20 protein-coding genes and 1 tRNA gene are annotated in these 24,824 nt (G+C 67.9%); 3 read left to right on the plus strand and 18 right to left on the minus strand.

Annotated elements, in window-relative coordinates:
• Positions 1–12 precede the first annotated feature (12 nt).
• From lpdA to rsmI, 11 genes are all read right to left on the minus strand, one after another.
• Entirely contained in the window at positions 13–1,407 is a 1,395-nt protein-coding gene (gene lpdA, locus SPI01S_RS20335; RefSeq protein ID WP_066726974.1) for a dihydrolipoyl dehydrogenase, read from the minus strand.
• Positions 1,408–1,579: 172 nt separating this feature from the next.
• Positions 1,580–1,855 (minus strand): GIY-YIG nuclease family protein, encoded by a 276-nt coding sequence (locus SPI01S_RS20340; protein WP_281179456.1) that lies wholly within the window; start codon positions 1,853–1,855, stop codon positions 1,580–1,582.
• Positions 1,856–1,975: 120 nt separating this feature from the next.
• A complete protein-coding gene (gene odhB, locus SPI01S_RS20345; protein WP_066726978.1) occupies positions 1,976–3,181 on the minus strand; it encodes a 2-oxoglutarate dehydrogenase complex dihydrolipoyllysine-residue succinyltransferase in 1,206 nt (401 codons plus the stop codon).
• A gap of 2 nt (positions 3,182–3,183) precedes the next feature.
• The gene (locus SPI01S_RS20350; RefSeq protein ID WP_174539144.1) at positions 3,184–6,114 is read right to left on the minus strand and encodes a 2-oxoglutarate dehydrogenase E1 component; all 2,931 of its coding nucleotides are present in this window, start codon (positions 6,112–6,114) and stop codon (positions 3,184–3,186) included.
• Positions 6,115–6,178: 64 nt separating this feature from the next.
• On the minus strand, positions 6,179–7,063 hold the full coding sequence (sucD, locus tag SPI01S_RS20355) for a succinate--CoA ligase subunit alpha (protein WP_066726982.1): 885 nt from the start codon (positions 7,061–7,063) through the stop codon (positions 6,179–6,181).
• Positions 7,064–7,663: a hypothetical protein gene (locus SPI01S_RS20360; protein WP_066726984.1), complete on the minus strand. Its 600-nt coding sequence runs from the start codon at positions 7,661–7,663 to the stop codon at positions 7,064–7,066.
• Entirely contained in the window at positions 7,633–8,595 is a 963-nt protein-coding gene (mdh, locus tag SPI01S_RS20365; RefSeq protein ID WP_066726986.1) for a malate dehydrogenase, read from the minus strand. Before mdh ends, SPI01S_RS20360 begins: the two co-directional genes overlap by 31 nt.
• A 224-nt stretch (positions 8,596–8,819) precedes the next feature.
• Positions 8,820–9,407, minus strand: a complete 588-nt coding sequence (locus SPI01S_RS20370; protein WP_066726988.1) for a DedA family protein — start codon at positions 9,405–9,407, stop codon at positions 8,820–8,822.
• 15 nt (positions 9,408–9,422) lie between these two features.
• Entirely contained in the window at positions 9,423–10,379 is a 957-nt protein-coding gene (gene gshB, locus SPI01S_RS20375; protein ID WP_066726990.1) for a glutathione synthase, read from the minus strand.
• A 31-nt stretch (positions 10,380–10,410) separates the two neighbouring features.
• Positions 10,411–10,764, minus strand: a complete 354-nt coding sequence (locus SPI01S_RS20380; RefSeq protein ID WP_066726992.1) for a YraN family protein — start codon at positions 10,762–10,764, stop codon at positions 10,411–10,413.
• Positions 10,761–11,594: a 16S rRNA (cytidine(1402)-2'-O)-methyltransferase gene (rsmI, locus tag SPI01S_RS20385; protein WP_066726994.1), complete on the minus strand. Its 834-nt coding sequence runs from the start codon at positions 11,592–11,594 to the stop codon at positions 10,761–10,763. Before rsmI ends, SPI01S_RS20380 begins: the two co-directional genes overlap by 4 nt.
• An 11-nt stretch (positions 11,595–11,605) precedes the next feature.
• Between rsmI and SPI01S_RS20390 the strand changes: the two genes are divergently transcribed.
• Entirely contained in the window at positions 11,606–12,805 is a 1,200-nt protein-coding gene (locus SPI01S_RS20390) for a penicillin-binding protein activator (RefSeq protein ID WP_066726996.1), read from the plus strand.
• A gap of 57 nt (positions 12,806–12,862) precedes the next feature.
• On the opposite strand, the gene hemW is transcribed toward SPI01S_RS20390, so the two are convergent.
• The 6 genes from hemW to SPI01S_RS20420 all read right to left on the minus strand — a co-directional run bounded on the left by hemW (position 12,863) and on the right by SPI01S_RS20420 (position 21,186).
• Positions 12,863–14,005 carry a radical SAM family heme chaperone HemW gene (gene hemW / locus SPI01S_RS20395; RefSeq protein ID WP_066726998.1) on the minus strand — a complete coding sequence of 381 codons (1,143 nt, stop codon included), beginning with the start codon at positions 14,003–14,005 and terminating at the stop codon, positions 12,863–12,865.
• A gap of 11 nt (positions 14,006–14,016) precedes the next feature.
• A tRNA-Gly gene (locus tag SPI01S_RS20400) sits at positions 14,017–14,090 on the minus strand.
• Between the two features lie 38 nt (positions 14,091–14,128).
• Positions 14,129–15,631, minus strand: a complete 1,503-nt coding sequence (locus SPI01S_RS20405) for an efflux transporter outer membrane subunit (protein ID WP_066727000.1) — start codon at positions 15,629–15,631, stop codon at positions 14,129–14,131.
• On the minus strand, positions 15,628–18,828 hold the full coding sequence (locus tag SPI01S_RS20410) for an efflux RND transporter permease subunit (protein ID WP_066727002.1): 3,201 nt from the start codon (positions 18,826–18,828) through the stop codon (positions 15,628–15,630). Before SPI01S_RS20410 ends, SPI01S_RS20405 begins: the two co-directional genes overlap by 4 nt.
• A gap of 6 nt (positions 18,829–18,834) precedes the next feature.
• Positions 18,835–20,073, minus strand: coding sequence for an efflux RND transporter periplasmic adaptor subunit (locus SPI01S_RS20415; protein WP_066727003.1), 1,239 nt, complete (start codon positions 20,071–20,073; stop codon positions 18,835–18,837).
• A 186-nt stretch (positions 20,074–20,259) separates the two neighbouring features.
• A complete protein-coding gene (locus SPI01S_RS20420) occupies positions 20,260–21,186 on the minus strand; it encodes a Gfo/Idh/MocA family protein (RefSeq protein ID WP_066727004.1) in 927 nt (308 codons plus the stop codon).
• Positions 21,187–21,288: 102 nt separating this feature from the next.
• On the opposite strand from SPI01S_RS20420, the gene SPI01S_RS20425 reads away from it, so the two are divergent.
• On the plus strand, positions 21,289–23,085 hold the full coding sequence (locus tag SPI01S_RS20425) for an IlvD/Edd family dehydratase (RefSeq protein ID WP_066727008.1): 1,797 nt from the start codon (positions 21,289–21,291) through the stop codon (positions 23,083–23,085).
• A gap of 145 nt (positions 23,086–23,230) precedes the next feature.
• On the opposite strand, the gene SPI01S_RS20430 is transcribed toward SPI01S_RS20425, so the two are convergent.
• Positions 23,231–23,611: a winged helix-turn-helix transcriptional regulator gene (locus SPI01S_RS20430; RefSeq protein WP_066727010.1), complete on the minus strand. Its 381-nt coding sequence runs from the start codon at positions 23,609–23,611 to the stop codon at positions 23,231–23,233.
• Between the two features lie 99 nt (positions 23,612–23,710).
• Between SPI01S_RS20430 and SPI01S_RS20435 the strand changes: the two genes are divergently transcribed.
• A complete protein-coding gene (locus SPI01S_RS20435) occupies positions 23,711–24,772 on the plus strand; it encodes an SDR family oxidoreductase (RefSeq protein ID WP_066727012.1) in 1,062 nt (353 codons plus the stop codon).
• Positions 24,773–24,824 lie beyond the last annotated feature (52 nt).

The following is a 24,824-nucleotide window of genomic DNA, read 5'->3' on the forward strand; positions in this document are numbered from 1 at the left end:
ACTCGAGAGCCCTCAGATGTGGATCGGCTTGCCGAGCACGCCCATCGCCGCTTCCTTGATCGCTTCGGAATGCGTCGGGTGGGCATGGCAGGTGTACGCAATGTCCTCGGAGGTCGCGCCGAATTCCATCGCCTGGGCGACCTGGGCGATCATCGTGCCGGCCGGCGCGGTGATGATCCAGGCGCCGAGCACGCGGTCGGTCTTGGCATCGGCGATCACCTTCACCCAGCCGGTGGTGTCGTCGATCGCCTTGGCGCGGCTGTTGCCGGCCATCGGGAACTTGCCGACCTTCACTTCGCCCTTTTCGCGTGCCTGCTCCTCGGTGAGGCCGACGCCGGCGATTTCGGGGTGGGTGTAGACGACGCTCGGGATCACCGCGTGGTTCACGATGCCGGTCAGGCCGGCGATGTTCTCGGCCACCGCGATGCCTTCGTCCTCGGCCTTGTGCGCGAGCATCGGGCCCGGGATCACGTCGCCGATCGCCCACACGCCGTCGACCGCGGTGCGGAAGCTGTGGTCGGTCTCGATCTGGCCGCGCTGGTTGGTGGCGAGGCCGATCTTGTCGAGGCCCAGGCCCTCGGTGTTCGGACGACGGCCGATCGCGACGAGCACGACATCGGCTTCCAGCGTTTCGGCAGCACCGCCGGCAGCGGGCTCCACGGTCACGCTGGCCTTGTCGCCGTTCACGACCACGCCGGTCACCTTGGTGGAGAGCTTGATCTCCATGCCCTGCTTCTTGAAGATCTTGGCAGCTTCCTTCCGGATTTCACCGTCCATGCCGGGGAGCAGCTGGTCGAGATACTCGACCACGGTCACCTTGGCGCCGAGGCGCTGCCAGACCGAGCCGAGCTCGAGCCCGATCACGCCGCCGCCGATGACGACCATGTTCGCCGGCACCTTGTCCAGCGCGATCGCGCCGGTGGAATCGACGACGACCTTCTGGTCGACCGTCACGCCCGGCAGCGGGGTGACCGACGAGCCGGTGGCGATGACGATGTTCTTGGCGGTGACGGTGCGCTCGCCGACCTGCACGGTGTGCGCGTCGATGAAGGTGCCGAGGCCCTTCACCCATTCGACCTTGTTCTTCTTGAACAGGAATTCGATGCCGCCGGTCAGGCCCTTCACGGCCTTGTCCTTGTCGGCCATCATCGTCGGCAGGTCGAGTTCGACCGAACCGAGCTTGACGCCGTGCTTGGCGAGCGCGCCCGAAGCGGCTTCGTGGAACAGCTCGGACGCGTTGAGCAGCGTCTTGGACGGGATGCAGCCGACGTTGAGGCAGGTGCCGCCCAGCGTCTCGCGGGCTTCGACGCAGCCGGTCTTGAGACCCAGCTGCGCCGCGCGGATCGCCGCGACATAGCCGCCGGGGCCGGAACCGATGATCAGGACGTCGAAATCATATTCAGCCATTTTCCGCTCCATGCGTGCGCGTGCGGGCGCTTAAACTACCGGCTGTGTCGCCCGGGGCTCTGGGCCCCTGCTTTCGCAGGGGAGCGGGCGGGTCCAGCCATATCCGTGCTCCTGCGAAGGCAGGAGCCCAGGGTTGCGAAGGACGTTCCTCGATCCGGCGCCATCGCGCGGCTCAGCCGAAGAGCGTTCCGTACAAATCCTTCCACTGCGGGTTGTCGCGTTCGATCAGTGCGATCTTCCACGCCCGCTTCCATTTCTTCATCTGGCGTTCGCGAAGCCGCGCCCCGTCCAGATCCTCATGCGCCTCGTACCAGACGAGGAGCGTGCAGCCCTTGTCCCTGGTGAAGCCCTCGATCATGCCGCTACGATGCTGGTACGCCCGGCCGGGCAAGTCGCTGGTCGATCCGACATAGATCGTGCCGTTGCGCTTGTTGGCCATGATGTACACGCAGCCGGATTTCGTAGGGCTTCTCCTTGGTTCCGTGCTCCTGCGGAAGCAGGAGCCCAGGGCCACAAGCGATGTATTCTCCTACCCTGGGCCCCCGCTTTCGCGGGGGCACAAAGTATATCAGAGGTCGATCAGCAGGCGGGTCGGATCCTCGATCGCGTTCTTGATCGCGACGAGGAAGGTCACCGCCTCGCGGCCGTCGACCAGGCGGTGGTCGTAGCTGAGCGCGAGGTACATCATCGGGCGGACGACGACCTGGCCGTTACGGACGACCGGACGGTCCTCGATGCGGTGCAGGCCGAGCACGGCCGACTGCGGCGGGTTGATGATCGGGGTCGACATCAGCGAGCCGAACACGCCGCCGTTCGAGATGGTGAAGGTGCCGCCCTTCATCTCGTCCATCTTCAGCGTGCCGTCCTTGGCGCGCTTGCCGAAATCGCCGATCGTGCGCTCGATGCCGGCGACCGACAGGTCCTGCGCATCGCGGATCACCGGCACGACCAGGCCCTGCGGGGCCGAGACCGCGACCGACACGTCGCAATAATCGTGATAGACGATCTCGTCGCCTTCGATCGAGCCGTTGACGCCGGGGATGTCCTTCAGCGCCATGCAGGCGGCCTTCACGAAGAAGCCCATGAAGCCCAGGCGAACGCCGTGCTTCTTCTCGAACAGATCCTTGTACTTGGCGCGCGCCTCGATCACCGCGGTCATGTCCACGTCGTTGAACGTGGTGAGCATCGCGGCGGTGTTCTGCGCTTCCTTGAGGCGCTTGGCGACGGTCTGGCGCAGGCGGGTCATCCGCACGCGCTCTTCCTTGCGGCCGCCGGTCGAAGCCGGAGCGGCAACCGGGGCAGCGGCCGGGGCCGGAGCGGCAGCAGGCTTGGCGGTCGCGGCGGCGATCACGTCGTCCTTGGTCAGGCGGCCGTCCTTGCCGGTGCCCTGCACGGTCGAGGGATCGACACCGGTCTCGAGCACCGCACGGCGCACCGACGGCGACAGCGCGGCGGCATCGGCGGCGGGCGCCGGGGCAGCGGCGGGTGCCGGGGTCGGAGCCGGAGCGGCAGCGGCCGGCGCGGCAGTGGCGCCGCCGGCATCGGCGATGATCGCGATCACGGCGCCGACTTCGACGGTGTCGCCGACCTTGACGACATGCTCACCCATCACGCCGGCAACCGGCGACGGGACTTCGACCGAGACCTTGTCGGTCTCGAGGCTGGCGATCGGCTCGTCGGCGCGGACGGGATCGCCCGGATTCTTCAGCCATTCACCGACGGTGGCTTCGGTGATCGATTCGCCCAGTACGGGGACTTTGACTTCGGTGGCCATTCTCAACCTTTCCGGGTGCGGCGGATTTCTTCGCGGACATTATGGCCGAGCGCGTCGGCAACGAGCGCGCCCTGCTCTGCGGTGTGGCGCTTCATCAGGCCGGTGGCGGGCGATGCCGCCGCGGCACGACCCGCGTAGCGCGGACGCTGTACCTTCGTGCCAGCGCCGATGAGGCACTCTTCGATCAGCGGCTCGACGAAGAACCAATAGCCGTTGTTCTTCGGCTCTTCCTGCGCCCACACCACCTCTTCGAGGTTGGTCATGCGCTTCAGCCGCTCGGTCAGCGGCTCGCCCGGGAACGGGTAGAGCTGCTCGATCCGGACGATCGCGGTGTTCTTGTCGCCCGCCGCGTCGCGCGCCTCGATCAGGTCGTAGGCGACCTTGCCGGTGCAGAGCACGAGGCGCTTCACCTCGGTATCCGCGGGCGCGTTGGGGTCCGACAGGATCCGCTTGAAGTGGCTGTCGCCCAGGAACTCCTCGGCGCTCGACACTGCCATCTTGTGGCGGAGCAGCGACTTCGGCGTCATCTGGATCAGCGGCTTGCGGAAGTTGCGGTGCATCTGCCGGCGGAGCAGGTGGAAATAGTTCGCCGGGGTGGTGATGTTCACCACCTGCATATTGTCCTGCGCGCAGAGCTGGAGGAAGCGCTCCGGACGCGCCGAGCTGTGCTCGGGGCCCTGGCCTTCATAGCCGTGCGGCAGCAGCATCACCAGGCCGTTGGCGCGGAGCCACTTGGACTCGCCCGACGCGATGAACTGGTCGATCATGATCTGCGCGCCGTTCACGAAGTCGCCGAACTGCGCTTCCCACATCACCAGCGCCTTTGGATCGGCGAGCGCATAGCCGTACTCGAAGCCGAGCACGCCATATTCGCTGAGCGGCGAATCGAGCACCTCGAAGCTGCCATGCGGCACCGTGGTGAGCGGCACGTACTTGGCCTCGGTCTTCTGATCGACCCAGACGGCGTGGCGCTGCGAGAAGGTACCGCGGCCCGAATCCTGGCCGGACAGGCGCACGGTATAGCCTTCCGAAAGCAGCGCGCCGAAGGCGAGCGCCTCGCCGGTCGCCCAGTCGAAATTGACGCCCGACTTGAACATCTCGCGCTTCGCATCGAGCACGCGGCCGAGGGTCTTGTGGATCTCGAGATCTTGCGGAACCGTGGTCAGCGTGCGGCCGAGGCTGTCGAACAGCTTCTTCTCGATGCCGGTCTCGACATTGCGGCGTGCGCCTTCGCCGTCCGACGGTGCGCCGAGGCCAGACCAGCGGCCGGCGAACCAGTCGGCCTTGTTCGGCAGATAGGTCTTGCCCGCTTCGAACTCGCCTTCGAGCAGCGTGGTGAACTGGGTGGTCTTCTCGTCGATGAAGCCCTGGTCGACCACGCCCTCGGCGATCAGCTTCTGGCCATAGATGCTGCTCACACCGGGGTGCTGGCGGATCTTCTGGTACATCAGCGGCTGGGTGAAGCCGGGCTCGTCGCCTTCATTGTGGCCGAAGCGGCGATAGCACCACATGTCGATCACGATGTCGCGGTGGAATGCCTGGCGGAACTCGATCGCCACCTTGCACGCGAAGGTCACGGCTTCGGGATCGTCGCCATTGACGTGGAGGATCGGCGCCTGGACGCCCTTGGCGACGTCCGACGGATAGGGCGAGGAGCGCGCGAACTGCGGGCTCGTCGTGAAGCCGACCTGGTTGTTGATGACGAAGTGGATGCAGCCGCCGGTATTGTAGCCGCGGATGCCGGAGAAGCCGAGCGTCTCCCACACGATGCCCTGGCCGGCGAACGCCGCGTCACCATGGATCAGCACCGGCAGCACCTGCTCGTGCTTTTCCAGGTCGCCGCGGATCGTCTGCAGCGCGCGCGCCTTGCCGAGCACGACCGGATCGGCCGCTTCGAGGTGCGACGGGTTGGCGACCAGCGACATATGGACGCTGATGCCGTCGAACTGGCGGTCGGTGGAGGTGCCGAGATGGTACTTCACGTCGCCCGAACCGGCGACGTCGTCCGGATTGGCCGAGCCGCCGCCGAACTCATGGAAGATGATCCGGAACGGCTTTTCCATGACGTTGGCGAGCATGTTCAGGCGGCCGCGATGGGCCATGCCGTACACGATCTCGCGGACGCCCTGCTGGCCGCCGTACTTGATGATCGCTTCCATCGCCGGGATCATCGATTCGCCGCCGTCGAGGCCGAACCGCTTGGTGCCGACGTACTTCTTGCCGAGGAATTTTTCCCACTGCTCGGCTTCGATCACCTTGGACAGGATCGCCTTCTTGCCGTCGGGCGTGAAGTTGATCTCCTTGTCCTTGCCTTCCATCCGGTCCTGGAGGAAGCGGCGCTCCTCCACGTCCGCGATGTGCATGTATTCGAGGCCGACATTGCCGCAGTAATTGGCCTGCAGGATCGCGACGATCTCGCGCACCGTGCCGTGCTGCAGGCCGAGCGCGCCGCCGAGATAGATCGGACGATCGAGATCGGCGCCCGAGAAGCCGTGATATTCCGGCGTCAGATCGGCGGGCAGGTTCTGGCGGGCGAGGCCCAGCGGATCGAGATTGGCGGCGAGATGGCCGCGCACCCGGTAGGTGCGGATCAGCATCATCGCGCGGATCGAATCTTCCGCGGCCTTGGTCACGTCCGCCGTCGAGGCGGCGGGGGCCGCCGGCTTGGCCGGGGCGCCGCCCTTGGCGGGCTTCGGCGCGGGCTCCATCTGGGTGGGGTCGAGCCCGGCCGTGAGCGCGTCGGTTTCGGTCAGCGGCCAGTTGGTCCGCTGCCAGCTGGGGCCGGAGGCCGTCGATTCGAGACCCTCGAACCAGGCACGCCAGCTCGGTTCCACCGAAGCCGGATCGCTCTTGTAGCGCCGGTACAGGGTCTCAACGAAGCCGGGGCTCACGCCGCCGGCGATGTCGTCGAAGTCGAGGCCTTCATAGCCCATGATCATGCTTCCGTTCGTGTTAGCGCTCCCATTCCCACCTATATAGGAGCGCTACCGTTGCAGTTTAGCCCTTGAGCACTTCCATCAGCGTCTCGCCGAGCAGCGAGGGGCTGGGGGAGACGCGGATGCCGGCGGCTTCCATCGCCGCGATCTTGTCCTCGGCGCCGCCCTGGCCGCCCGAGACGATCGCGCCGGCATGGCCCATGCGGCGGCCCGGAGGCGCGGTGCGGCCCGCGATGAAGCCGGCCATCGGCTTCTTGCGGCCACGCTTGGCCTCGTCGATCAGGAACTGCGCGGCCTCTTCCTCGGCCGAACCACCGATCTCGCCGATCATGATGATCGACTGGGTGGCGTCGTCGGCCAGGAACAGCTCGAGCACGTCGATGAAGTTGGTGCCGTTGACGGGGTCACCGCCGATGCCGACCGCCGTGGTCTGGCCGAGGCCCGCATTGGTGGTCTGGAACACCGCCTCATAGGTGAGGGTGCCCGAGCGCGACACGACGCCCACCGAGCCCTTCGAGAAGATGCTGCCCGGCATGATGCCGATCTTGCACTCGCCCGGCGTTAGCACGCCCGGGCAGTTCGGGCCGATCAGGCGCGACTTGGAGCCCGACAGCGCGCGCTTCACCTTGACCATGTCGAGCACCGGAATGCCTTCGGTGATCGCGACGATCAGCGGGATCTCGGCGTCGATCGCCTCGAGGATCGAATCGGCCGCGAAGGGGGGCGGCACGTAGATCACGCTGGCGTCGGCGCCGGTCTTCGACTTGGCTTCGGCGACCGTGTTGAACACGGGCAGGCCGATATGCGTGCTACCGCCCTTGCCGGGGGTGACGCCGCCGACCATCTGCGTGCCATAGGCAAGCGCCTGCTCGGTGTGGAACGTGCCGGTGGCACCGGTCATCCCCTGGACGATGACCTTGGTGTTCTTGTCGACGAGGATGCTCATTCAGTTCGCCTTTTCCGGGTCGCTGGGAGGGGTGTAGGAGCGCAGCGCAATCCAGCCGCCGAACGTGGCGAGCGCGTATTGCGTCGTGCCGAACGAAGCGGCCGTGAAGGTCGCGCGGTCGGGCTTGGATTCGGGGCGCACGTAGAGCGGCACCTTTTCCTCGCTCGGCAGCACGATCTTGCGGGCCGCGAGATACTCATCGCCGCCGCCGATCCAGAGGACCATGCACGATTCGGCGAGGGTGCCGGCAGCGGTGCCGGCCTTGGGTACGAACAGATAGGTGTTGGCGCCGGCGATGCGGTAGATGCTGTTGGGCACCTCGGCCGCGGCGGGGGCGGGCGTCTTCAGCGCATCGGCGGCATTGGTGGTCGATGCGGCACCGATGCCGATCGCCCGCTGCGCTGGCAGCGGCAGCGTCGCATAGGTCGCCGCTTCGGACATGCCGCGAGTCAACCGGGCGCTGCCGCCCATGCACACCGCACGGAACAGCGCCACCGGCTCCGTCGGTGCCGTGGCGACCGCTTCCTGTGCGGAAGCGACGCCCGGCACCGCCAGAAGCGCGGGAAGGATCAGGCGAGCGAGGAGTCGATCGACTTGCATGCCGCGACCAGTTCCTTGACCGCGTCGACCGAGACGTCGAAATTCTGCTTCGCCGTGGGGTTCAGCTCGATCTCGACGATCCGCTCGACGCCGTCCTTGCCGATCACGATCGGCACGCCGACATACATGTCGTCGACGCCGTACTGGCCGGTGAGGTGCGCGGCGCAGGGCAACAGGCGCTTCTTGTCCTTCAGGTAGCTCTCGGCCATCGCGATCGCGCTGGTGGCCGGGGCATAGAAGGCCGAGCCGGTCTTGAGCAGCGCGACGATCTCGCCGCCGCCCGAACGGGTGCGGGCGACGATGGCGTCGATGCGCTCCTGGGTGGACCAGCCCATCTTGATCAGATCGGGCACCGGGATGCCGGCGACGGTCGAATATTCGATCACCGGGACCATCGTGTCGCCGTGGCCGCCCAGCACGAAGGCCGTGACGTCCTCTACCGAGACGTTGAATTCCTCGGCGAGGAAGTGGCGGAAGCGGGCCGAGTCGAGCACGCCGGCCATGCCGACGACCTTCTGGTGCGGCAGCCCCGAGAACTCGCGGAGCGCCCACACCATCGCGTCGAGCGGGTTGGTGATGCAGATCACGAAGGCGTCGGGCGCATGGGCTGCGATGCCCTCGCCCACGGCCTTCATCACGCCCAGGTTGGTCTTGAGAAGATCGTCGCGGCTCATGCCCGGCTTGCGCGGGATGCCGGCGGTGACGATGCAGACATCGGCGCCCGCAATGTCCTCGTAGCTGTTCGCGCCCTTGAGGTTCGCGTCGAACCCTTCGACCGGGCCGGACTGTGCGATGTCGAGCGCCTTGCCCTGCGGCGTGCCCTCGGCAATGTCGAACAGGACGATGTCGCCCAGTTCCTTGATGGCGGCGAGGTGCGCGAGCGTGCCACCGATCATGCCGGAGCCGATCAGTGCGATCTTCTTGCGGGCCATGGAATCTCCTTGGTTGGTTCCAAGCAAAGCGGTCGCGTGGTCATGCGCCGCGAAAGCGAGGGCGGGATAGGCCTATAATAGCGAGGCTGCAACCCGGGATTGGGGTTAGGGGCAGGATTATCTTTGCAACTTGTTCGCAAGAGCAATAACGGGCGATTTGCCCGGATTTGCGTGGGTCTCCCGCCGCGAGGGCCGGCAGGCTGCCGACGGCCGGGAGCGGTCGGTCAAGCCTCGCGCGGCTTCCAGGTAAGTACCCGCCAAATATAGAAGATCAGCATCGCCGCGACGCCGATGAGAATTGCCGGTGTAATGAAGCGGTCGATTTCCGAGATGGCGGCGCCGAGACCATAGCCGACGCCGACCAGTGCGGCATTCCACAGCGCGCTGCCTGCGGCGGTGTAGAGGCAGAACTTCCAGAACGACATGTGCATCAGCCCCGCCGGCAGCGAGATGATCGTGCGGCCGAAGGGCATGAAGCGGAACACGAAGATCGTGGGACCTCCCCAGCGATCGAAATAGCCCTTGAACCGTTCGACATCGTGCCACTCGACGGTGAGCCAGCGGCCCCAGCGCGCAACGAAGGGCTTCAGCCGCGCATAGCCGAGCCGCCGCCCGATCTCCCACCAGAACAGGTTGCCTAGCACGGTGCCCAGCGTCCCCACCACCACCAGCAGCACCGGATCGAAATGCCCGCGCGCCGCGCCCACGCCGGCCATTCCCATGATCGCCTCGGACGGCACCGGAGGAATCACGTTCTCGAGCACCATCAACAGGAAGATGCCCCAATAGCCCCAGCCGATCACCATGCCCATCGCGTCAGAACCCGATCAGCCGCGTGCGGCCACCCGGGCCTCGATCGCATCCCAGATCATGCCCGCGGTGTCGGTGCCGTTGAACCGGTCGATCGCGACGATGCCCGTGGGGGACGTGACGTTGATTTCGGTCAGCCATTGCCCCCCGATAACGTCGATCCCGACGAAAAGGAGCCCGCGCTTCTTCAGTTCGGGCCCCAGCACGGCGCAGATTTCCTTCTCCCGGTCGGTCAGTTCGGTCTTGGCGGCCGATCCGCCGACGGCGAGGTTGGAGCGGATCTCGCCCTCGCCCGGCAGCCGGTTGATCGCGCCCGCCACTTCGCCGTCGACCAGCACGATGCGCTTGTCGCCCTTGACGATGTCCGGGAGGAAGGCCTGCACCATGTGCGGTTCGCGATAGGCGGTGTTGAACACCTCGATCAGCGAGGAGAGGTTGGCGCCGTCGCGGCCGATCTTGAAGATCGCCTTGCCGCCATTGCCGTGGAGCGGCTTGACGACGATCTCGCCATGTTCGGCAAGGAAGGCCTTTGCTTCCTCGACCGAGCGGGTGACCAGCGTCGGCGGCATGAACTGCGCGAAATCGAGCACCCACACCTTCTCCGGCGCATTGCGGACCTGCGCGGGGTCGTTCACCACCAGCGTGCGATCGGCGATCCGCTCGAGCAGGTGGGTGGCGGTGATATAGCCGAGGTCGAAGGGCGGGTCCTGGCGCATCAGCACCACGTCGGCCTCGTCGCCGAGATCGAGCTGCACGGGATCGCCGAAGGTGAAATGCTCGCCGTCCACCCGCTGCACCGTCACCGGATGCGCCCTGGTCCACACGCGGCCCGCGCTGTAGTTCAGGTCCTCGGGCGCATAATGGAACAGCCGGTGCCCGCGCGCCTGGGCGGAGAGCATCAGCGCGAAGCTCGAATCGCCGGCGATGTTGATCGAATCGAGCGGGTCCATCTGCACGGCGACGGTAAGCGACATTCTGCCTCCTGAGGTGTCTTGCCGGGCTACGTCACCCGATCCACGCGTTCTCGATATGGCGGGGCAAGGTGCGCGGGGCAATGAGGATCACGTCGACGCGGATATCGTCGCCCGGCCCGGCATAGCGCGGCATCAGCAATTCGGCCGCCGCGGCGACCCGGGCGAGGCGGCGTTCGTCGATCGCATAATCGAGTTCGGCGGCAGATTTCCGCGTCTTCACCTCGACGAACGCCACGAGGTTGCCGCGCCTTGCCACGATATCGATCTCCCCGGCCGGGGTGCGCACCCGCTGGTCGAGGATGCGCCAGCCGCGCAGCCACAGCCACCAGGCGGCGCGCCGCTCGCCGTCGCGGCCGCGGGCTTCTGCGGCGCGGCGGTCCCTCACCCCTTCAGTTCCATGGCGCGGGCGTAGAGCGCCTTGCGGTCGAGCCCCAGCTTCTTGGCGACTTCGCCCGCCGCCTTGGACGCGGGCAGGCGGGTCAGCGCCTCCACCAGCGCGGCTTCCCCGTCTTCGAGCGTTGCGGGCGGCGCCTCGCCCGGCGGGCCGACGATGATGACGATCTCGCCCCTGGGTGGCGCCTCGGCATAGCGGGTGGCGAGGGTGGAGAGCGTGCCGGTCACGCATTCCTCGAACTTCTTGGTGATCTCGCGCGCGACGCCCGCCTCGCGGTCCCCCAGCCCCTCGGCCAGCGCCGAAAGGCAGGCGGAAAGGCGCGGGCCCGATTCGTACAGCACCAGCGTCGCCTTGATCGCAGCGACCTCGGCGATCGCCTCGGCGCGGGCATGCGCCTTGCTGGGGAGGAAGCCGAGGAAGAAGAAGCGATCGGTCGGCAGGCCGGCCAGCGTCAGCGCGGCGATCGCGGCGCAGGGGCCGGGGATCGTCACCACCATATGGCCGGCGGCGCGGGCATCGCGCACCAGCTTGTAGCCGGGATCGGAGATCAGCGGCGTGCCGGCATCGGAGACCAGCGCCACCGCCTCGGTGCCCATCCGCGCGATCAGGCCGGGGCGCACGGCATCGGCATTATGGTCGTGATAGGGCTGCATCGGCCGCTTCACGCCGATGTGGCGGAGCAGCCCGGCGGTCACCCGGCTGTCTTCCACTGCAACCACATCGGCTTGTGAGAGTATCATGCTGGCGCGCGGCGACAGGTCACCGAGATTGCCGATCGGAGTGGCGACGATATAGAGGCCGGGCGCAAGCGTGTTTTCCATCGGGGAGTGTCATGGCAGAGGGCAGCGGCAGATCGCAACCGGGACGCATCGCGTCCCTTCGTTTGGCCGTGACCGGTCTCGCCCTTCTGGCCAGCGCCTGCGTCGCGCCGCGCGGCGGTCCGCCGTCCGCGCCGCCCGCGCCGGCGGAGCGTCCGGCGGACAAGCCCAGCGCGCCGATCCAGCAGGGATTGCCGCAGGATGTCGCCCGCCACCGTATCGCGTTGCTGGTGCCGCTCAGCGGCACCAATGCCGGACTCGGCCGCTCGCTGCAGAACGCGACGCAGCTGGCGATCCTCGACACCAACACCGATGCGATCCGCATCACCAGCTACGACACCGCCGGGCCCGGCGGCGCAGTGGCGGCAGCCGAGCGCGCGGTGGCGGAGGGCAACAAGCTGATCCTCGGCCCGCTGCTCGGCGAGGACGCCCGCGCGGTGGCGCCGGTGGCGCGCAAGGCGCGCGTGCCGGTGCTCAGCTTCTCGAACGACGCCAGCGCGGCGGGCAATGGCGTGTACCTGCTGGGCTATTCGCCGACCCAGTCGATCGAGCGCGTGGTCGATTATGCCAAGGGCAACGGCATCACCCAGTTCGCCGGGCTGATCCCCTCGGGCGTCTATGGCCAGCGGACCTCGACCGCGTTCCTCCGCGCCGTCGAAGGCGCCGGCGGCAAGGTGCTGTCGATGCAGAATTACGATGCGCGGCCCGGCTCGATGAACGCGGCGATCGCCAGGCTTTCGGGCGTGCCATACCAGGCGATCCTGATCGCGGGCAGCGCCGGCTCCGCCACCGTCGCAGTGCCGGCGATCCGCCGCTCGGGCACGGGCAAGGCGGCGCGGGTGCTCGGCACCGAGCTGTGGAACACCGATTCGGCAATCGCCAGCCGGCCGGTGCTCAACGGCTCGTGGTTCGCCAGCGTGCCGGACGGCGTGTACCGCCAATATGCGGTGAAGTACCGCACCCGCTTCGGCGCGGCGCCCTATCGCCTGTCGGCACTCGGCTATGACGCGGTGCTGCTGACCGTGCGCATCGCGCGCGACTGGAAGAACAACACCGACTTCCCGGCATCGATGCTGGTCGACCATGATTTCGGCGGCGTCGACGGCGCCTTCCGCTTCGGGCGGGACGGCATCGCCGCGCGCGCGCTGGAGGTGCAGGAAGTGCGCGACGGGTCGATCGTGACCGTGTCCGCGGCGCCGGCCAGCGCGCAGTAAGAAGGGCCAACGCCCAAATTGTCATCCCGGCTTTCGCCGGGATGACGGTTGTGGAGTTTAGTCGACAATCTCGCGCAGGATGGCTTCCAGCACCGGCATGCCGGCCTCGGTGATCCGGAGCCGTGTGCCGTCGCGCTCGGCCAGCCCTTGCTGCACGATACGGTCGAGCGCCTTCGCGTCGATCGGCGGCGCACCGTCCGCCAGTGTGGCGATACGATCGAGATCGACGCCTTCGCCGATCCGCAGCCCCATCAGCAGCGCCTCGATCGCGCGATCGGCGGGAGCCAGCCGATCCTCGCGCTCCATCCCGTGGCCGTTGCGATCCAGCGCCGCCAGCCAGTTCTCCGGCTTCTTGTGCCGCAGCGTCGCGAGCCCCCCGCGCCGGCCATGCGCGCCGGGCCCGACGCCGGCATAGTCGCGGTAGCGCCAATAGGTGAGGTTGTGCCGGCTTTCCGCGCCGGGGCGGGCGTGGTTGGAGATCTCATAGGCCGGCAGCCCCGCCGCCGCGGTGATCGCGCGCGTCATCTCGAACAGGTCGGCGCCCATATCGGCATCGGGGATGGTCAGCTGGCCCTTCGCGGCGAGCGTCGCGAAGCGCGTGCCCGGCTCGATGGTCAGCTGGTAGAGCGAGAGATGCTCGGTGCCGAAACCGATCGCGCGACGCAGCTCCGCCTCCCATGCCGCGAGCGACTGGCCGGGGCGCGCATAGATCAGGTCGAAACTGACCCGCGCGAACGCCGCCTGCGCCGTGGCGAGCGCCGCCAGCCCTTCGTCGACGCCGTGCGCGCGGCCGAGGAAGACCAGCGCCTCGTCATCGAGCGCCTGGAGGCCGAGCGACACGCGATTCACCCCGGCTCTCGCGATATCGGCGAAGCGCGCGGCTTCGACCGAGGAGGGGTTGGCCTCCAGCGTGATCTCGATGCCGTCCTCGAAGCTCCAGGCCTTGGCCGCCGCATCGATGATCGCAGCGACCGTTTCCGGCGGCATCAGCGAAGGCGTGCCGCCGCCGAAGAAGATCGAGCCGAGCCGCCGCCCGGGCAGCACTGCGGCCTCATGCGCCAGATCGGCCAGCAGGGCATCGCGCCACCGCGCCTGGTCGACGCGCTCGCGGACATGGCTGTTGAAGTCGCAATAGGGGCATTTGGACACGCAGAACGGCCAATGCACATAGAGTGCGAGCGGGGCGGGATCTGCTGTCATGCTTTGTCCGGTGGAGCGGGTAGCGGGAATCGAACCCGCGTATTCAGCTTGGAAGGCTGCTGCACTACCATTGTGCTATACCCGCCCGCTGCGGAAGCGCCTGCCACAAGCAGGGGCGTGCGGTCAACCGCCTGGGTTCGGTGCAGTTCCGCCTGCGTCCGCCGGCTTCGGCCCTTCGCGCGTCACCTCGAGCTGCGAATCGCCGCCCAGCGCGCGATAGAGGTTCACCCGGTTGGTCGCCGCGGTGAGCTGCACCGTCACCAGCTGCTGCTGCGCCGCATAGAGCGAGCGCTGCGAGACCAGGCTCTGCAGGAAAGTGTCGATGCCACCCCGATAGCGCGCCTCGCTCAGCCGGAAGGTGTCGGCGGCGGCGTCGGCCTGGAGCTGGGTGGCGCGCACCTGCGCGTCGATCGTCCCCCGCACCGCCAGCGCGTTGGCGACGTCGCGGAACGCAGTCTGGATCGCGCGCTCGTAATTGGCGACCTGCGCCTGTTGCTGCGCTTCGCTAAGCCGGACGTTGGCGCGTCCGGCGCCGCCCCGGAAGATCGAATAGGTGCCCGTGCCGCCGGCCTGCCAGGTGAACGCGTCGCCGTCGAACAGGCTCGACAGCGCGGTGCTGGCAAAGCCGAGCACGGTCGTCAGGCTGATGCGCGGGAACAGGGCGGCGCGGGCCGCACCGATCTGGGCGTTGGCGGCGCGCAGCTGATATTCGGCCTGCACCACGTCCGGCCGGCGCAGCAGGATGCTCGAATCGAGCCCGGCAGGCACCGCGGCGATGGTGGGTGCTGCCTGCTCGATCGAGGCCGGCAGCAGCGCCGGGTCGATCTCGGAACCGGCGAGCAGCCGCAGCGCGTTGACGTCCTGCGCGAGCGCGGTGGTCTGGCGCGCGACGTCGTTCTGCGCGGTGGCGAGCGTCTGCTCGGCCTGGCGCAGGTCGGTGCGGGGGGCGACGCCGCCTTCGAGGCGCGCACGGGTGAGGCGGACGCTGTCCTCGGCGCTCTTCGCGGTCTGCTGCGCGACGGCGAGCAGGCTCGCGTCCGAGGCATAGGTGAGCCAGGCAGTGGCGATGTCGCCGACCAGGGTCAGCCGTGTCGCGCGGGCGCCCGCCTCGGTGGCGAAATAGCTGTCCTGCTGCGCGCGGGTGAGCGAGGCGAGGCGGCCGAACAGGTCGAGCTCGAAGCCGGTGATCCCGACCTGCGTCGAATAGTTGGTGCGCAGGCCGCCGCCGACATTGCCGGTGTTCCCCGTATTGCCCGTACCCGTGCCAACACCGTTGCCGACGTTGCCGACGTTGCCGCGCCGCTCGGTGATGCCCAGGCTGGCATCGACCTGGGGCAGCTGCGCGCCGCGCTGGATCTCGTACTGCGCGCGCGCCGCGGCGATGTTTGCCGCCGCCACGCGCAGGTCGCGGTTGTTGGCGAGTGCCTGCTCGATCAGCGTCTGCAGGCGGGCGTCGCGGAACACCTCGCGCCAGCTGAGCGCGGGCAGGGTCGCCTCGCTCTCGCGCAGGTAGGAATCGCCCGCGGGCCAGCTCGGCGGCACCGGTGCTTCGGGGCGCACGTCCTTCGGCGCCATCGAGCAGCCGGCGAGCGCGACCGTGGAGAGGAGCGTCAGCGCGCGCTTCATGCCTTGGCCTCCGGAATGTTGCGATGGCGGCGGTTGCGCAGCGCGGCCAGGCCGTCGCGCACGCCGCGGCGGACGAGCACGAAGAACAGCGGGATGTAGAAGATCGCGAGGATCGTCGCGGTCAGCATGCCGCCGATCACCGAGGTGCCGATCGCGATGCGGCTGTTGGCGCCGGCGCCGGTCGAGATCGCCAGCGGCAGCACGCCGAAGATGAAGGCGAGGCTGGTCATCAGGATCGGGCGGAGACGGATGCGCGCCGCGTCCAGCGCCGCCTCGATCACGCGCTTGCCCTGCTTCTCCGCCTGTTCGGCGAATTCGATCATCAGGATCGCGTTCTTGGCGGCGAGGCCCATCGTCGTCAGCAGGCCGATCTGCAGATAGACGTCGTTCTGCAGGCCGCGCAGCGTCACCGCGAAGATCGCGCCGACCAGCCCGAGCGGGATGACGAGCAGCACCGCGATCGGGATCGACCAGCTCTCGTACAGCGCGGCAAGGCACAGGAACACGACGAGCAACGACACGCCGTACAGGAGCGGCGCCTGGCCCGAGGAGAGCCGCTCCTGATAGGACAGGCCCGCCCAGGCGATGCTGGTGCCGGGGATCTGCGCGGCGAGTTCGGCGATGCGCTGCATCGCGTCGCCCGAGCTCTTGCCCGGTGCCGCCTGGCCGCTGAACTCGAACGACTGCACGCCGTTGAACCGCGCCATCGACGTCGGCGCCGTCGCCCAGCTGGTCGAGGCGAAGGAGGTGAACGGCGCCATCTGGCCATTGCTGCTGCGCACGAACCACTGGGCGAGGTCGCCGGGCTCGGAGCGATAGGGCGCGTCGCCCTGCACATAGACGCGCTTCACCCGGCCGCGATCGATGAAGTCGTTGACGTAGCGGCCGCCCCAGGCGGTCGACAGCGTCGAGTTCACGTCGGTCTGGGCGAGGCCCAGCGTTGCGAGCTTCTGCTGGTCGAGATCAACCTTCAGCGTGGCGACGTCGGGCAGGTCGGTGAGGCGGACCTGCGCGAGTTCCGGATCGCTGTTGGCGGCGGCGAGCAGCTTGTCGCGCGCGGCGACGAACTGCTCGCGGCTCATCCCGCTGGAATTGAGCAGCTCCATGGTGAAGCCGGTCGACTGGCCGAGGCCGCGAATGGCGGGCGGCACCAGCGCGAAGACCTGCGCGTCGCGGAAGTTGCGGAAGGCGCCGGCCGCGCGGTTGACGATGCCGTCTGCGCTGTTGTCCGCGCCCTTGCGATCGGACCAGTCGGTGAGGTTGAGGAAGCCCTGGCCGGTATTCTGCCCGGCCGGTCCGCCACCGCCGCCGCCGCCGGCGACCGAGAACATTACCGAGACGTTCTTGGCTTCCTGCGTCAGGAAATACTTCTCCACCGCGAGCTGGACTTCCTTGGTGCGCGACATGGTGGCGCCGGCGGGCAGGCGGAACTGCACGGAGGCGGCACCCTGGTCCTCGGTCGGCAGAAAGCCGGTGGGCAGGCGCACGAACATCAGCACCAGCAGCGCGCAGACCGCGACGTAGAGCAGCAGGAAGATCCACTTGCGGTCGATCACCGCCTGCACCCAGCCGGTGTAGCGCTCGACGCCGCGATCGAAGCCGTTGTTGAACCTGGTCTTGGCCGTGTGCAGCCCGCGCCCAATCCACGGGAAGCGGCGGGCCATCCACGTGTCCTCGACGTCCTTTTCCTGGCTCTTCTGCTTGAGCAGCGTGGCGGTGAGCGCGGGGCTCAGCACAAGGGCCACGAGCACCGAGAGCACCATCGCCGAGACGATCGTCACCGAGAACTGGCGGTAGATCACGCCGGTCGATCCGCCGAAGAACGCCATCGGCAGGAACACCGCCGACAGGACGAGCGCAATCGCGACCAGCGCGACCTGGATCTCGTCCATCGAGCGGATCGTCGCCTCGCGCGGCGTCATCTCGGGATTTTCTTCCATCAGTCGCTCGACATTCTCGACGACGACGATCGCGTCGTCGACGAGCAGGCCGATGGCGAGGACGAGCCCGAATAGCGTGAGCGTGTTGATCGAGAAGCCGAGCGCGTAGAACACGCCGAAGGTGCCGAGCAGCACCACCGGCACCGCGATCGCCGGGATCAGCGTCGCGCGCCAGCTCTGCAGGAACACGAACATCACGATGACGACGAGGATGATCGCCTCGACCAGCGTCTTCACCACTTCCTCGATCGAGAGCTTGATGAAGCCGGTCGTGTCGTTGGCATAGGCGTATTTGAAGCCCGCCGGGAAACCCTTGGCGGCAGCCTCGACTTGGGTCTTCACCAGATCGGCGGTCTTGAGCGCGTCGGCGCCCGGCGACAGCGAGATGGCGAGACCGGCGCCGGGATGGCCGTTGATCCGGCTCGACGAATTATAGTTGTCCGAGCCCAGCTCGACGCGCGCCACGTCGCGCAGCTTCACCGCCGCGCCGGTCGCGTCGGTCTTGACGATGATGTTCGCGAACTGCTCCGGCGTCTGCAGCCGCGACTGCGACGTCACCGTCGCGTTGAGCATCTGCTCCTGCGGCATCGGCTGGCCGCCGAGTTCACCGGCGGCGATTTCGGTGTTCTGTGCCTGGATGGCGGTGATGACGTCGTTGGGGATCAGGCCATAGCTGGCGAGCCGCGACGGGTTCAGCCAGATGCGCATCGCATAAGGCGCGCCGAACACGTTGGTGTCGCCCACGCCCTCGATGCGTGACAGCGGATCCTGCAGGTTCGAGGCGAGCCAGTCCGAGACGTCAAGATTGGTCTTCTGGTCGGTCGAATCATAGACGCCGACGATCATCAGGAAGTCGGGGTTCGACTTGGTGACGGTGAGGCCCTGCTGCTGCACCTGGGTGGGCAGGCGGGAGAGCGCCTGCTGCACCTTGTTCTGCACCTGCACCTGGGCGATGTCCGGGTTGGTGCCCTTCTCGAACGTGGCGGAGATCGACACCTGGCCGCGCGAGGTGGACGAGCTGCTGAAATAGAGCAGGCCGTCGATGCCGCTCAGCTGCTGCTCGATCACCTGGGTGACGCTGTTCTGCACCGTCTCGGCCGAGGCGCCGGGATAGGTGGCGCGGATGTTGACCTGCGGCGGCGCGATGTCCGGATATTGCGCGATGGGCAGCGAGAAGATCGCCGCCAGGCCCATCAGCATCACGATGATGGCCAGTACCCAGGCGAAGATCGGCCGGTCGATGAAGATGCGCGACATGGGGGCTCAGCCCGCCTTGGCCTGGCTGCCGCCCTTGGTCTGGGCGCCGCCTTGCCCCTGGCCCTTCTTGGGCGGCTCGATCTTCTGCGGCGCGCTCGCCGGCACCGGCTTGATGTCGATGTCCGGCTTGAGGTTCGCCGTGCCCTGCACGATCACCTTGTCGCCGGGGGCAAGCCCCTGGGTGATCACCCAGTTCTGCCCGATCGTGCGATCCGCGACGACGGTGCGCGCCACGGCCTTGTTGCCCGGCCCGACGACATAGACGGTCGCGTTGCCCTTGGGATCGCGCGACACGCCGGCCTGCGGCACCAGATAGGCCTGGGTATCGATCGCCTGGGCGAACAGGGCGCGGACGAACATGCCCGGCAGCAGGATGTTCTGCGGATTGGGGAAGCGCGCGCGCAGCGTGACGGTGCCGGTGCTCTCGCTGACGATCACTTCCGTGAACTCGACCGTGCCGGTCGCGCCATAGTCGCTGCCGTCTTCCAGCTTCAGCCGCACGCTGGCGCTGACCGGCGCGATGCCGTCGCGCGCGAGTGCCTTGCGCAGGGCGAGCAGGTCGGCGCTCGATTGCTGGATATCGACGAAGATCGGGTCGAGCCGCTCGATCACCGCCAGCGGATCGGCCTGGTTGGCCGTGACGAGTGCGCCCTCGGTGAACAGCGAACGGCCGATGCGGCCGGTGATCGGGGCGGGCACGCGGGTGAAGCGCAGGTTGATCTGCGCGGTCTGCAGCGCGGCGCGCTGCTGCGCGACCTGCGCTGCCGCCTGCCGCGCCTGGGCCACGGCGTCGGTGTAATCCTGCTGGCTGACCGCCTGCATCGCGGCGAGCGGCTTGTAACGATCGGCCTTGATCCGCGCCGCTTCCAGGTTCGCCTGGGCGTTCTGCAGATTGGCCTGCGCCTGGGCGACGCTGGCCTGATAGAGGCTGGGGTCGATCTGGTAGAGCGTCTCGCCCTGGCGGACGACTTCGCCTTCCTTGAAGAAGCGGCGCTGGACAATGCCGGCGACCTGCGGCCGCACCTGCGACATCTGGAACGCGGTGACTCGGCCGGCGAGTTCGGTCGTCATCGGCACGCTGCCCGGCTGGACCACGACATAGCCGACCTGCGGCGGGCCCGATGGTCCCCGGCGGCCGCCGCCCTGCTGCTTGCCGGCGCCGTCGCCGGAACCGCAGGAGGCGAGGAGCAGGGCCGATGCAACAAGGATCAGGCCCGAACGGCCATAGCTGGTCGGAGCGTTCAAATTTCAGAACCCGCTTAGGGGTGGTCCGAGGAATGCCGAACCACCGGTCACTGCCAAACTCGGCATTAGATGCCACGTTTCCGTGGTGCCACAAAAAGGTTGTCGCAAAATATGTCGAACGGCGTAGCGACGCGGGCGGGATCAATTGAAAATGCCGGCGCCCGGGCAAGCGGGCGCCGGCGCGGTTCAGAAGGCGAAGGTCTCGCCGATCGCGCGTTCGCCGACCAGGAAGGCATCGGCAACCAGCTGGAGCGGGCGCACATCGACGTCGCTCTGCTGCGCTGCCACCAGCTCGGCGAAGCGGGCATAGAGCCGCGCATATTCGCGGTCCGGCGCCTTCTGCTCTTCCTCGCCCGGCAGCTGCAGGACGCTGCCGCCCATGCCGAGGCGCAGCGTGCCGGCATCGGTATCGACCTCGATGTCCCAGGTCTGCGGGCCGGTCTGGAGGAAGTCGAAGTCCGCGGTCACCGCCGCACCGCCGCTGCGCATGTGCAGCTTGGCGCGGAGCGGCGAGGCGCGGCCCTCCGGCACTTCCATCCACGCCTGGTCGAGCAGCAGCGCGTCGGGCAGGATCTTGGTCACGATCGACAGCGCGTTGATGCCCGGATCGAACACGCCGAAGCCGCCCGCAGCCAGGATCCATTCCTGCCCCGGGTGCCAGCGACGGATGTCCTCGCGCCAGGTGATCCGCGCGGCGGTGATCTGCTTGCCTTCCAGCCAGGCCTTGGCCGGCTCGACGCCCGCTGCCTCGCGCGAGTGCCAGGTGGTGAACAGCGTCACGCCCTTGTCCCGAGCGCGTTCGGCAAGGTCGAAGATTTCGGTGAGCGTCGCGGCCGGCGGCTTCTCCAGCATCACGTTGAGCCCGGCCTCGATCGCCAGGCGGGCCTGGTCGTAGCGGCCCTCGGGCGGGGTGCAGAGCGACACCGCGTTCAGGTCATGCCCTCCGGCGATCAGCGACTCGATGTCGGTATGTGCCGGCACGCCGTCGATCGATGCGTTGCGGCTCGCGGTTGCGACCAGCTCGAAGCGATCCTCGCCCGCCAGCGCCGGCAGATGCTGATCACGCGCGATCTTGCCGATACCTACCAACCCAAGACGAATCCGCTCCGACATATCAGCCCATCCTTTTATAAGATATATATGCTTCCTATGGACGTGCGCGGCGGTTATCAAGCTGGGCCACGACGCCTGGGGCACCCCCGTAGCGGAGGAATCATGACCGAAGAAGCTGGAACTCGTCGCGCGCCGCTGCGCTCGCGCGCCTGGTTCGACAACCCCGATAACCCCGACATGACGGCGCTCTATGTCGAGCGCTACCTGAACTTCGGGTTGAGCCTGGAGGAGCTGCAATCCGGCAAGCCGATCATCGGCATCGCCCAGACCGGCAGCGACCTGAGCCCCTGCAATCGCCACCATCTCGAACTCGCCAAGCGGGTGCGCGAGGGCATCCGCGAGGCCGGCGGCATCGCCATCGAGTTCCCGACGCACCCGATCCAGGAAACCGGCAAGCGGCCGACCGCGGGGCTCGACCGCAACCTCGCCTATCTCAGCCTGGTCGAGACGCTGTACGGCTATCCGATCGACGGCGTGGTGCTGACGATCGGCTGCGACAAGACGACCCCGGCCTGCCTCATGGCCGCCGCCACGGTGAACATCCCCGCGATCGCGCTGTCGGTCGGGCCGATGCTCAACGGCTGGTTCAAGGGCGAGCGTACCGGATCGGGCACGATCGTGTGGAAGGCGCGCGAGATGCTCGCGGCCGGCGAAATCGATTACAAGGGCTTCATCCAGCTCGTCGCTTCGTCGGCGCCGTCGACCGGCTGGTGCAACACCATGGGCACCGCGACGACGATGAACTCGATGGCCGAGGCGCTCGGCATGTCGCTGCCGGGCTCGGCCGCGATTCCCGCGCCGTACCGCGACCGCGCGGAGTGCGCCTATCGCACCGGCCTGCAGATCGTCGAGATGACGCTGGCCGATCGCAAGCCCAGCGACGTGCTGACGCGTGAGGCGTTCCTCAACGCGATCCGGGTGAACTCCGCGATCGGCGGATCGACCAACGCGCCGATCCACCTCAACGCGATCGCCCGCCACATCGGCGTCGAGCTGAGCCTGGCAGACTGGGAATCGCACGGCGCCGACGTGCCGCTGCTGGTCAACCTGCAGCCGGCCGGCACCTATCTCGGCGAGGATTTCTACCGCGCCGGCGGCGTGCCCGCGGTGATGGGCGAATTGTACCGCGCCGGCATGCTCCACGGCGACGCGTTGACCGTCAACGGCCGCACCATCGCCGAGAATGTCGGCACGGCGGAGATCGAGGACGACGACGTGATCCGCCCGCTCGCCACGCCGCTGCGGCCGGCGGCGGGGCTGACCGTGCTGTCGGGCAATCTGTTCGACAATGCGGTGATGAAGCTCAGCGTGATCTCGGACGAGTTCCGCGCGCGCTATCTCTCCAACCCGCAAGATCCGGGCGCGTTCGAAGGCCGCGCGATCGTGTTCGACGGGCCGGAGGATTACCACCACCGCATCGACGATCCCGCGCTCGGCATCGACGAGAAGTGCGTGCTGATCATGCGCGGTGCCGGGCCGGTCGGCTATCCGGGCGGCGCCGAGGTGGTGAACATGCGCCCGCCGGTGGCGCTGATCCAGGCGGGCGTCCACGCGCTGCCGTGCCTGGGCGACGGCCGCCAGTCGGGCACCAGCGGCAGCCCCTCGATCCTCAACGCCGCGCCCGAAGCGGCGGTGGGCGGCGGGCTCGCACTGGTCCGCACCGGCGACCGCATCCGCATCGACCTCAACACGCGCAGCGCCGACATGCTGGTCAGTGACGAGGAACTGGCGCAGCGCCGCGCCGAGCTCGGCATCGACTATGTGCCCGAATCGCAGACGCCGTGGCAGGAAATCCATCGCGGGCTGGTCGGCCAGTTCGACGGCGGCGCGGTGTTCGAGAATGCGGTGAAGTATCAGCGCATCGCCCAGACCAAGGGCCTGCCGCGCGACAGCCACTGATCAGGCATGGCGGCACTCTAAACTTCGTCATTCCGGCGAAAGCCGGAATCCATTGGCGCCTCCGTCGAGGCTCTTGCTGACACCGAGTGGCGAATGGATCCCGGCTTCCGCCGGGATGACGAGCGTTGGGGACTTGGCCAGTTGGTCACGCGCGACGGGCGGTGGGCCGGCTGCCGAGCTGGTCGAGTGCATCGGCATTGTCGCGCCCCCAGGCATAGAGCAATTCGACCGGCTCGACGAACCGGTTGCCCAGCGGTGTCAGCCGGTATTCCACCGCCGGCGGCACCGCGTTCTGGACGATCCGGTCGATCAGACCGGTTTCCTCCATGTCGCGCAGCGTCTGGGTCAGCATCTTCTTCGAGATGCCCGGCAGGCTGCGCAGCAGCACCCCCGATCGCGCCGCGCCGCCATGGCGCGCGTGGAGCGTGTGCAGCACCATGCTCGTCCATTTGGTGGCGAACAGCGCCAGCACGCGCCGCGGCGCGCAATCCTCGCGCCATTCCGAGTCCGCCGTTCCTGGCCGCATGGCTGGGGTCCTTTTGGTGCCTAGGTTCCGATTTGGTGCCGTCTAGAAGCCTTGGGCGCGGCTGCCTAGGTCGCCCTCCAACGCTTTATGGAGGCAAGCATGGCCAAGACGGCTTTGGTGGTAGGCGCAAGTGGCATCGTCGGAAGTGCTACGGCGGACCTGCTGGTGGCAGAGGGCTGGACGGTGCACGGGCTGGCGCGCCGCCCGGTCGAACAGCCGGGGGTGGCACCGATCGCCGCCGACCTCACCGATGCGGCGGCTACCGCGCAGGCGCTGGCGGAGGTGAACCCGGACGCCGTGTTCATCACTACCTGGCTGCGGCAGGACAGCGAGGCGGAGAATATCCGGGTCAATTCGGCGATGGTGCGCAACCTGCTCGACGGGCTGCCCAGGCCCAAGGGCCCGCGCCATGTCGCGCTGGTCACCGGGCTCAAACACTATCTCGGCCCGTTCGAGGCCTATGGGAAGGGCAGCCTCCCGCAAACGCCGTTCCGCGAGGAGCAGGGGCGGCTGGACGTCGACAATTTCTATTATGCCCAGGAAGACGAAGTGTTCGCCGCGGCGGAACGCGACGGTTTCCGCTGGAGCGTGCATCGCCCGCATACCGTGATCGGCAAGGCGGTCGGCAATGCGATGAACATGGGCACGACGCTCGCCGTCTACGCCAGCCTGTGTCGTGAAACCGGGCGTCCGTTCCGCTTTCCCGGTTCCGCCGCGCAGTGGAGCGGGCTCACCGACATGACCGATGCCGGCCAGCTCGCCCGCCACCTGCTCTGGGCGGCCGAGACGCCGGCGGCGGCGAACGAGGCGTTCAACGTCGTCAACGGCGACGTCTTCCGCTGGCAATGGATGTGGGCACGCATCGCCGCATGGTTCGGGTTGGCGCCCGCGCCGTTCGACGGCAGCGTGCAGCCGCTCGAGCAGCAGATGGCCGGGGACGCGGACCTGTGGCGCACGATCGCGGAGCGCGACGGGCTGGCGGAGCCGAATCTCGCCCGCCTCGCCTCGCCCTGGCACACCGATGCCGATCTCGGCCGGCCGATCGAGGTGGTCACCGACATGTCGAAGAGCCGCCGAATGGGCTTCACCGCCTATCAGCCGACCGACGACGCCTTCTTCGCGCTGTTCGATCGGCTGCGCGCCGAGAGGCTGATCCCGTAAGGCTTGGTGATCCCTCTTTTGGCGGGGAGGGAAATCGCCTGTGCATCCTTTT

This window comes from Sphingomonas pituitosa NBRC 102491 (assembly GCF_001598435.1).
GTDB classification, from domain to species: Bacteria; Pseudomonadota; Alphaproteobacteria; order Sphingomonadales; family Sphingomonadaceae; genus Sphingomonas; species Sphingomonas pituitosa.